The following is an 8,545-nucleotide window of genomic DNA, read 5'->3' as shown; positions in this document are numbered from 1 at the left end:
CGGCTGCGGCGGCGTCGGCCTCTCGGCGATCCACATCGCGGACGCGCTGGGTGCTCACCCGATCGCGATCGACCTCGTCGACGACAAACTCGAGCGCGCCGAGGAACTCGGTGCCCGGGAGACGGTCAACGTGACGGAGGTCGACAGTTCGGCCCAGGCGGTCCAGGCTATCACCGGGGGCGGTGCCGACGTCTCGATCGACGCACTGGGCGTCGCCGATACCTGCAAGAACTCGGTCAACAGCCTCGGCACGCGGGGCAGCCACGTGCAGGTCGGACTGACGACCGGCGAGGAGGAGGGCCAGATCGAACTCCCCGTCGACATCATGACGATGCAGGAGATCGACTTCCACGGCTCCTTCGGGATGCCGCTGGTCCGCTACGAGGAACTGTTCAACCTGATCGCACAGGGAACCCTCGAGCCCGACAAGATCATCGGCGAGACGCTGTCGCTCGAGGAGGCTCCCGAGACGCTCGCCTCGATGGACGACTACGGAACGGTCGGCATTCCGGTCATCACGGAGTTCTGAGCGCGAACTGGGATCGCCGTCCCGGTCGGTTGTCACTACTGGGCTCTCCCCCCGAGAGCTGGGGCTGTCGGGTTTGCATACCGTGAAACCCGGGCGGGCGGGAACCGCCCTGGGCGTGAGAGACATGAGCGTACTCGAAGCGGGGGCGAGTCCACGTCCGAGCGATCCGGGCACGAACGCACGCAATCGGCTGGTCAGCGCACAGATGGGCCGAGCGCATACCCGGCGGGGAGTTGCAACCCCGCAGATCGGACGTTGCGCGTGTTACCCATTGTTATGCAGCCGCTTGGCCACCGGTAGCGACTCCGAACCGAACGCAGGCACCGTCTACTCCGATCGTAGCACCCTGCTACCGGTCGGTACTCGGGACACCCCGGCTGTTGTTACTCTCTCGCGCTGACGAAACGAGCGGAACGACTCGCGTGGACGAACGGACGAACTCGAGTAGCTGACCGTCTCGAGATCGGTCCCAACTGGTCGACGAGCGGGAGATGCTTGCTTGCGACGCCTCCAGAAGGATGGGGCTGCAACCCGTTCGAGGTCGTATGAGTAACGACGGATCGCGGCCGATTCGGATCGGTATCGTCGGGCTGGGGTACATCGGAACCACCGTCGGTGGGCAGCTTCACCGTCACCCGGACGCGACCGTCCGCGCGGTCTGCGATCTCGACGCGGCGCTCCGCGACGAGGGTGGCCGCGGGTTCGGCGTGTCCGCGGATCGGCAGTACGCCGAGTACGAGGCGATGCTCGCCGAGGCGTCTCTTGACGCAGTGCTCGTCGGGACGCCGCACACCCTCCACTACGAGCAAGTCGTCGCCGCCCTCGAGCGGGGCTGCCACGTCTACTGCGACAAACCGCTGACGACCGACCTCGAGCGGGCCCGCGCCCTCGTAGATCGGGTCGAGCGAAGCGATCGGACCGTGATGGTCGGCTACCAGCGCCACCTCCAGACGGCGTTTCGAACGGCGCGCGCCCGGTTCGCCGAGCACGAGCCGGAGTGGCTGACCGCCTCCATCACGCAGGGGTGGATCGACGACTCGCGGGGGACCTGGCGGCTTGATCCCGACCTGTCCGGGGGCGGTTTTCTCTACGATACCGGCAGCCACGTCCTCGACGCCGTCTGCTGGACGACCGGCCTCGAGCCGGCGTCCGTCGCCGCGAGCATGGCGTTCCACGACGACGAGCGGCGAGTCGACCGCCGCGCTCACCTCGACGTTCGGTTCGAAAACGGTGCGACCGGCACGTTTTCGTTTCACGGCGACGCGCCGTCGGTCCGCGAACACGTCCACCTCTGGGACGAGGAGGGCGCGATCTACCTCGAGGGAACGCAGTGGGGGTCCCGGGAAGTCGTCGAAATCGATTCCGACGCCGGGGAGCACGTTCCCTACATCGATCCTCGCGACGAACGGACCCGGGCCGACGCGTTCCTCGAGAGCGTCAGAAACGGAACCGAGCCGCCGGCGACGGTCCGGGACGCGCTTCGGGTGACGGCGCTGACCGAGGCGGCTTACGAGGCGGCTCGAACCGGTGATCGAGTCTCCGTCGACCGATGATCGTCGCTCCGCCACCCCATCGATCGGTGCGGCCGTCGGCGCAAATCGGTCGCGCTTCCCTCGGCCTCGAATCGTTTTTCGGCACTGGCCGTTTTCGTTCGGTTTCACGCCAATAAGTGGGACGATAACCGTCTCGTTACGGCTGGAAAAGCGTCTTTTCGCCGGTATTCTCGTCGTCGAGCCATCGAGACAATCCCGCCTCCGTCCCGGGGTACGAAACAGTTACTCGCGCTCGATCGGCCGCGAGCGACGGGGCGAGTCGCCCGGATCCCCGTTCGATGGCGGTCGGCGGGTAAGACCCTCATAGTCGTCTTTGCCTTTCGGTTACAAGCCGGATAACTACATCTGGTGCTGGCCATCGAACGAGTATGATCACCTGCACTAACTGCGAGACCGCCCAGTTCCTGCAGATCACGCAGAGTCGCGTCTACTTCGAGGATGGCGAGATGATAAACGAGATCTCCGAGACGTACGAGTGCACCCTGTGTGGGGCGACCGGCCAGTACGTCTACGACGACGATAGCGACGAGGAGACCGTCACCGGCGAGGTCGATCACACGACCGAACGCCCGAAGTACGCCTGACCACCGGCCCCCTCTCGGGGGAACGGCAACGATCGAACCGAACTGGGCCGGCCGGGTACGAGTGCAGTAGCGGCGTTTCTCTCTCCATCGACCACATCGTCTCGTCGTCGCTTCGTTCGATCGTTCCTCTCCTGTCAACAGTCTCGAGTCGACGGTCTCGAGCCCGCAGTCAGTTCGACGATTCGTCTCCGTCCGCGGCGTCCTCGTGTGAGCGACCGACATCGAGTTCATCGAACGCGGGGCGGTCCTCGTCGAGTTCCGACCGATCGTACTGGCGTCGGCTGACGGCTGCCGTTCGGCGGCTGGCGTCCCACTCCTCGAAGAGGCCGTACTCCGTCATCGTCTCCATGCCGGCGATGGCCGCCGTGAGCTTGATCCCGACCAGCGGAATATCCGCGACGGAGACGATCACGTCCGCGCGGAGGATCGCACCGTCTCTGAGCAACACGTCGAGCACGTCGACGAGCGCATCGTCGTTCTTTCGAGGTCTCATGGCTGTGGATTCGCCCGCTCGTCCGCGGCGTTTCCGCCACCGCCGAGTTCCGGTGCGAACGTGTACGGCGGCCACGGTCCCGTGAACCTGACCTCGAGTCCATCGTTCGCCGCCACGTCGTCGAGTATCGAGCCGATGGCTCCCTCGTCGTCCTCGTGGGCCAGCACCGTGAGCCGACAGAGGGTTTCGCCGTCGTCTGACTCGCCCGATCCGTCGCTCGAGTCCCCGCCCGTTTCCGACTCGCCGTCGGCCATCTCGTTCGAGAGTTTCGCGCTCGGGGATCGCTCGAGCGCGTGGACTTCCCGTGCTTTTGCGGCCAGTCGCTCCTCGAGGTCGGCGGTCAGCGATTCCCGTCGCGCGGCTCGGAGTTCCGCCAGCCGCTGGTCGAACTGCTTCTCGAGCAGAAAGGCCGTTCCCTCCCCGGAGCCGCCGATCTGCTCGTCCAGTTCGCGCAGCCGTTCGTCGCGCTCGATCAGCGCTTCGTCGCTGATCGGATCGACTTCGACCACTTCGACGCGGTACTCCCAGTGGTCCGCCAGCCCGGAGAGGGCGCGCTCGAGGGTTTCGGACTCCTCGCGGAGCCACTCGCGGACGGCGGCGTCGTCGCCGCGCAGAATCGTGTCGAACTGGAACGGGATCGGCGTTCCGAAGGCCTGCCCCGCCTCGTCGACGACCGTCTGGTGACGGACGAGCCAGCGGCGGATCTGTGCGAGGTCCGCCGAGTCGTAGAGACCGTCGCACGGGTGGACGACGGCGCCGATTCCGTTTTCCGCGACGATCGAGACCGGTTCGTCGTCCACGCCGGTCGTCTCGAGGGCGGCGTCTTCGTCGGCCCGAACGAGACAGTACAGGTAGCGCCCTTCGTCGATTTCCGGCGTTTCGGCGTGCTCGCCGGCCGGCTGCTCGTCGAGCGCCTCGAGTTTCTCGGCAGCGCCGTCACCGTCGTTCGCGCCGTCGGAGCTCATTCGCCCTCACCTCCGAACACGGAGTAACCCGGTTTCTGCGTAGCTGTCGGCTCGCCGTGAAGCTGTTCGATCGCGTCGTTGACCAGCCCGTCCAGATCGCCCCGGAGATCGTCGACGCCGTCCTCGATCTCCTCGTCGGCTTTGAGCTGTTCGATTTCGGCCTCGATCGTCGCGAGCTGGCTTCCGAGGCGTTCGATCTCCTCGTCCGAGAGGTTTCCCCCCTCCATTCGGCGGACCGCCTCGCGCTCGAGGGCGTCGATCAGGATTTCGACGACGGTGATGACCAGGGTGACGAGCCCCTGTCGCGCGTCCTCGCCGTCGCCGACGTCGATCGACGTCATGATCCGTCACCCTCCGGCTCCGCTTCTGGGGTGGCCTCATCGCCCTCGGAGCCGTCAGTTTCGGATCCGTCGGCTGCCGATTCCGTTTCGGATTCGCCGTCGTCCGTCGAGTCGTCGCTGAGCAGGTCGAATCCACCGCTGGTCGGTCTGTCGGGGTTCGGTCTGGCCCCGAGGCGTTCGCTCACCAGCTCTTCGTCGCTGGCGGCGACGTCGCTCTCGGTCGACTCGCCGCCGTCCGCGTTTCGGTCGCCGCTGTCGGCATTCGATTCGCCGTCACCGTCGTCTTCGTCGGCGGTGACGTTGACGCCTCGAGTCGGATCGATCACCGGATTCGGCCGGTCCATCTCCGCGAGTTCGGGGTCGTCGACCGCCTCGGCGACGCGGCGCATGTCCGTCCCCTCGGGGAACTCGAGGCCGTACTTCGCCGCGGTCTCGAAGGAGGCGATCGCGGCCCGGACCTGCACGCCGAGCAGCTGGGTATCGCCGATCGAGACGGCGATGTCGGCGTTGATGACGATCCCCTTATCCAGGAGCATCTCGACGACTTCGGCGAGGTCGGCCTGCTGCCGACTGGGCTGGAACTCATCGACCACGGCACTCACCTCCGGCGTCGCTCCGTTCGGGGCCGTAGTCAGTCGTCCTCACCTCACAGCCGTTCGGTCGCCGCAGTAGTGAGTCACTCATTGTTCGTCCTCCGTTGTCGTTCCCGCTCGAGTTCGAACCGGCGGCCGTAGATCCGTTTCCGCGTCGGTGCGGTCGAGAGTTTGACCGCCTGTGGCACCGTCGAGTAGCGCGCCCCGCTGCCCAGGTCCAGTCGATCGGTCGAAATCGTCGACGCCGCCGTCGGATTTCGCGAGTTCGTACTCGTGTCCTGCCGGCGCATCTTCTCGCGGTTGAACTCGTAGAGCTTCTCGAACTTCTCGTGCGTCTCGAGCAGCGCCGTCCGGAAGGCGTCGATGCCTTCCATCGCCTGCTGCTGGATCGCCGCCTGGTACGCCTCCGGGTCCTCCGCGACGTTGATATCGCCCAGCGCCTCCTTCGCCGCGGTCGTCGAATCCATGTCCGTCTCGATGAGGTCGTCGTCGTCATCCCCGATCAGCTGTCCATCATCGTCGTCATCGCCGATCAGTTGATCGTCGTCGTCGGCGACGTCCGACACGGCGTCTTCGACCATCCCGGCATCGTCGCCGTCCTCGAGCTCGTCGAGGGCGTCGTCGAGTTCGCGTTTATTCTCCCAGAGGTCGGTCAGATCCGCCGCGTTCCAGGCGTTCAACAGGTTGATCGCGTCGAACAGCTCCGTGAAGTCGACGAGTTCGCTCACGCCGTCGTCCTCGTTCGCCAGTACGTCGGGAATCTCGCCGAGTTCGATGGCGTTGAGGAGCTCGTCCCCGTCGACCGCCTCCGGCAGGTCGCTGAGGTCCATCGCCTCGAGCAGCTCGCCGACTTCCTCGGCGACCCGCACGAGGTTGTCGAGGTCGCCGACGACCGTCTCGAGGGTGTCGCCGTCGAGTTCGTCTATCGCCTCGCTCTCGCCAAGCGTCTCCTCGAGTCGTTGGAGACTTTCCGTCGCGTCCTCGAGTAGCGCGTCGAACGTCTCCTCGGACTCGGCGTCGCTCATTCGGTACCCTCCGTCTCTTCGGTGTCCGTCCGCTCCGTCGTCTCCGGCCTGATCTGGACGGTCAGCACCCCGTTCTTGATCGTCGCCCGGGACTCCGTCTTGGGCCAGGGGATCTCGATGCGATCGACTTCGCGTTCGTCGACGCCGATGACCAGCGTCGAGTCGTCGAAGCCCACCGTTATGTCGTCCGGATCGGCTCCGGCGACGTCCGCCGTGACGAGTAGTTCGTCCTCGTGCGTCCGGGTCGCCACGTGGTGATCGCTCGAGGGACCCGATGATCGGATGCGGCGCTTTCGCGATCGATCGCGGGCTCGACCGCCTCTCTCGTCGCCGAACGGATTCTGACCGAGCGGCGAGTCGTCCGCCGAGAGATCGTCGCCGGATCGGATCGAAATATCGTAATCGAACGTCGTCCGATCGCCGCGCCGACGGCCCGAACGCGACGTCGGGCCGTCGTCGAGCGATTCGAGAGCGGACAGCAGGCTCGAAAGCCAGTGTTCGCTCTCGTCGACCTGACTCTCGTCGGTCTGACTCTCGTCGGTCTGATGCTCGTCGGATCGATCGTCGTCGGGCGATTCGTCGCGGTCGTCGTTCGGGGAACTGTCGCTCATTTTTTCACCTCCACGCGGCCGCTCGAGAGCCGCTCGTGAACCTCGCGGGCGGTCTCGAGCTCCGCCTCGAGTTCGTCCTTGCGGCGTCGATACTCCGCCTCGGAGCGCTCGCCCAGTTCGTACAAGAGTTGGTTCTCTTTGAGTTCAGCCTCGAGGGCCTCCACGTCGTACATCTCGTCGAGCGCGATCGTGTGGAGCGCGTCGATGATGCCGACGAACGGCCGGAACAGGAGGTCGTCGAGGATGAACATGGTTACTGTTTGGCTCCGATTTTCACGTCGACGAAGCTGTAGGGTGCGAACGGCCCCGTGTACTGGACCATGAGTTCGTCGTGGTCGTTCTCGAAGTCGGCGATCGCATCGTCGAACGCCTCGCGCTCGTCCTCCTCGACGAGATACGAGCGGTTCAGGATGAGCCGGTCGCTGAACAGGTCGTTCTCGACGGACTGTGCGGCGATGGGGTCGAGGCGGTCGGCGACCGCCGTCTCGATCTCCTCGCGATCGACGTCGGCGTCTTCCTCGCGGACGAGTTTGAGCCCGAGTTCGATTTTACCCTCGATATCGTTCATCGCGCGTCGGAACGCCGGTCGCGCCCCGCGAAGGACGTTCTTCAGCGCTCGATCGCTCTCGAAGGCCATCCCGAACTGCATGGGTACGACGGTCGTTCCGCCGTCGTACTCCATGATCTCCCGGAGGACGTCGTCGTGGATCTGGGCGTCCTCGTCCGTCTCCTCGGGATCGGTCGTGTCGATATCCGAGACGACGGCACCGAGTCGCCGGTGTGAGATCGTGTAGACGCGGTCGGCACCGGCGACCGCGTCAGTCTCGAACTCGATGGTATCCGACTCGACGACGCCGTAGACGTACCGGTTATTCATCGGTAGATCACTCGTTGACTGGTCATATCGGTGTCTCGTCGCTGACTCGGCCCCAATCGTCGTTGCCCGCGACGAACCTGTCGCCGAGACCGACGGGTCGATAGTCGTACGCGTACTCCGTCGGCTCGGCCGGTGATGGGATAGATAGATGACATGGGGCTGCGATAGCTGTGCTCCTCGCGGCCGCTGTGCGCCGTGTCGAGCACTCGAGTATCGTCACGGACGGTTCGGCTCCGCGGCGGGTTATCGTGGTGCTTGCAATCGCAACCTGTGGTATCAGCTCGCCGACGTGCGACACCGGTGAGCGGTAGCCAGTATAGGGCGACTTGCAGTCGCAGTGCAAGTCGTGTTACGAGACGGCCCTCAAACGAAAAGTGTTATGTCCCAACGAACACCCGATTCCTCGAGTCTGGCAGAAGTACTCGACCGCGTCCTCGACAAGGGCGTCGTCATCGACGTCTGGGCGCGCATCTCGGTCGTCGGGATCGAATTGCTCACGGTCGAGGCCCGCGTCGTGGTCGCCTCGGTCGACACCTTCCTGCACTACGCGGAGGAGATCGCAAAAATTGAGCAGGCCACGGCGGAGGGCGACCTCGACGAACTCGAGGAACTCGAGGTCGAACCCCGCCCCGAGTCGTCGCCGAAATCGACCGAATAACTCCCCATGGCCGACGACACTTCGCGCAAGCGCACGGTCCGTGGCAAGAAGATCACGGCCAGCCGCGAGCAGAAGAACGGTCGCAGAGCGAAGAAAGAGCTCGCGCGAACGGCATCGAACGCAGGCGAACGAAACGGCGACAGCCCCCTCTCCGATCCCGAAACGGTCGTCCCCGAACCGTTCGTCGAGACCGACGCGGTCAGATCGCTGCGCGATCGGATCGACGGCTGGCTCGAGGCGGACCAGCCGGTCCACCTGATCGGACCGACGGGCTGTGGCAAGACGGCGCTCGCGCTGTCGGCCGCGGCGGAACGCG

The 8,545-nt window shown here is 65.4% G+C and carries 13 protein-coding genes; 5 read left to right on the top strand and 8 right to left on the bottom strand.

Features of this window, described 5'->3' with window-relative positions; translation table 11 throughout:
- The 3 genes from PGX04_RS23430 to PGX04_RS23420 form a co-directional block, all read left to right on the top strand.
- On the top strand, positions 1–529 hold a 529-nt coding region (locus PGX04_RS23430; RefSeq protein WP_273740717.1), incomplete at its 5' end, for a zinc-binding dehydrogenase.
- Positions 530–1,074: 545 nt separating this feature from the next.
- Positions 1,075–2,082 carry a Gfo/Idh/MocA family protein gene (locus tag PGX04_RS23425; protein WP_273740716.1) on the top strand — a complete coding sequence of 336 codons (1,008 nt, stop codon included), beginning with the start codon at positions 1,075–1,077 and terminating at the stop codon, positions 2,080–2,082.
- Positions 2,083–2,450: 368 nt separating this feature from the next.
- Positions 2,451–2,666: a hypothetical protein gene (locus tag PGX04_RS23420; RefSeq protein WP_273740715.1), complete on the top strand. Its 216-nt coding sequence runs from the start codon at positions 2,451–2,453 to the stop codon at positions 2,664–2,666.
- A gap of 169 nt (positions 2,667–2,835) precedes the next feature.
- Here PGX04_RS23420 and gvpM read toward each other — a convergent pair whose 3' ends face one another.
- The 8 genes from gvpM to PGX04_RS23380 form a co-directional block, all read right to left on the bottom strand.
- Positions 2,836–3,159: a gas vesicle protein GvpM gene (gvpM, locus tag PGX04_RS23415; protein WP_273740714.1), complete on the bottom strand. Its 324-nt coding sequence runs from the start codon at positions 3,157–3,159 to the stop codon at positions 2,836–2,838.
- Entirely contained in the window at positions 3,156–4,124 is a 969-nt protein-coding gene (gene gvpL, locus PGX04_RS23410) for a gas vesicle protein GvpL (RefSeq protein WP_273740713.1), read from the bottom strand. The genes gvpM and gvpL overlap by 4 nt, the downstream gene beginning before the upstream one ends.
- Positions 4,121–4,465: a gas vesicle protein K gene (locus tag PGX04_RS23405; protein ID WP_273740712.1), complete on the bottom strand. Its 345-nt coding sequence runs from the start codon at positions 4,463–4,465 to the stop codon at positions 4,121–4,123. The genes gvpL and PGX04_RS23405 overlap by 4 nt, the downstream gene beginning before the upstream one ends.
- Positions 4,462–5,067: a gas vesicle protein GvpJ gene (gvpJ, locus tag PGX04_RS23400; protein WP_273740711.1), complete on the bottom strand. Its 606-nt coding sequence runs from the start codon at positions 5,065–5,067 to the stop codon at positions 4,462–4,464. The genes PGX04_RS23405 and gvpJ overlap by 4 nt, the downstream gene beginning before the upstream one ends.
- A 74-nt stretch (positions 5,068–5,141) precedes the next feature.
- Positions 5,142–6,083 (bottom strand): hypothetical protein, encoded by a 942-nt coding sequence (locus PGX04_RS23395; protein ID WP_273740710.1) that lies wholly within the window; start codon positions 6,081–6,083, stop codon positions 5,142–5,144.
- Positions 6,080–6,694, bottom strand: a complete 615-nt coding sequence (locus tag PGX04_RS23390; RefSeq protein WP_273740709.1) for an Hsp20/alpha crystallin family protein — start codon at positions 6,692–6,694, stop codon at positions 6,080–6,082. The genes PGX04_RS23395 and PGX04_RS23390 overlap by 4 nt, the downstream gene beginning before the upstream one ends.
- A complete protein-coding gene (gene gvpF, locus PGX04_RS23385) occupies positions 6,691–6,945 on the bottom strand; it encodes a gas vesicle protein GvpF (protein WP_273740708.1) in 255 nt (84 codons plus the stop codon). The genes PGX04_RS23390 and gvpF overlap by 4 nt, the downstream gene beginning before the upstream one ends.
- A 2-nt stretch (positions 6,946–6,947) precedes the next feature.
- Positions 6,948–7,571 (bottom strand): GvpL/GvpF family gas vesicle protein, encoded by a 624-nt coding sequence (locus PGX04_RS23380; RefSeq protein WP_273740707.1) that lies wholly within the window; start codon positions 7,569–7,571, stop codon positions 6,948–6,950.
- A 379-nt stretch (positions 7,572–7,950) separates the two neighbouring features.
- Here PGX04_RS23380 and gvpA point away from each other — a divergent pair, with 379 nt between their 5' ends.
- Both gvpA and PGX04_RS23370 read left to right on the top strand, forming a co-directional pair.
- Positions 7,951–8,229, top strand: a complete 279-nt coding sequence (gene gvpA / locus PGX04_RS23375) for a gas vesicle protein GvpA (RefSeq protein WP_273740706.1) — start codon at positions 7,951–7,953, stop codon at positions 8,227–8,229.
- Positions 8,230–8,235: 6 nt separating this feature from the next.
- The coding region (locus PGX04_RS23370) for an AAA family ATPase (RefSeq protein ID WP_273740705.1) at positions 8,236–8,545 on the top strand (310 nt) is incomplete at its 3' end.

It is taken from the genome of Natrinema soli (genome assembly GCF_028618695.1).
Note: the sequence above shows the minus strand (reverse complement) of the source record. Positions and strands in the feature narration are given on the sequence as shown.

Excerpts from the sequence above, each read along its gene's own strand:
- PGX04_RS23425 (WP_273740716.1), top strand. The coding sequence starts at position 1,075 with ATGAGTAACGACGGATCGCGGCCGATTCGGATCGGTATCGTCGGGCTG.
- PGX04_RS23420 (WP_273740715.1), top strand. The coding sequence starts at position 2,451 with ATGATCACCTGCACTAACTGCGAGACCGCCCAGTTCCTGCAGATCACG.
- gvpM (WP_273740714.1), bottom strand. The coding sequence starts at position 3,159 with ATGAGACCTCGAAAGAACGACGATGCGCTCGTCGACGTGCTCGACGTG.
- gvpL (WP_273740713.1), bottom strand. The coding sequence starts at position 4,124 with ATGAGCTCCGACGGCGCGAACGACGGTGACGGCGCTGCCGAGAAACTC.
- PGX04_RS23405 (WP_273740712.1), bottom strand. The coding sequence starts at position 4,465 with ATGACGTCGATCGACGTCGGCGACGGCGAGGACGCGCGACAGGGGCTC.
- PGX04_RS23395 (WP_273740710.1), bottom strand. The coding sequence starts at position 6,083 with ATGAGCGACGCCGAGTCCGAGGAGACGTTCGACGCGCTACTCGAGGAC.
- PGX04_RS23390 (WP_273740709.1), bottom strand. The coding sequence starts at position 6,694 with ATGAGCGACAGTTCCCCGAACGACGACCGCGACGAATCGCCCGACGAC.
- gvpF (WP_273740708.1), bottom strand. The coding sequence starts at position 6,945 with ATGTTCATCCTCGACGACCTCCTGTTCCGGCCGTTCGTCGGCATCATC.
- PGX04_RS23380 (WP_273740707.1), bottom strand. The coding sequence starts at position 7,571 with ATGAATAACCGGTACGTCTACGGCGTCGTCGAGTCGGATACCATCGAG.
- gvpA (WP_273740706.1), top strand. The coding sequence starts at position 7,951 with ATGTCCCAACGAACACCCGATTCCTCGAGTCTGGCAGAAGTACTCGAC.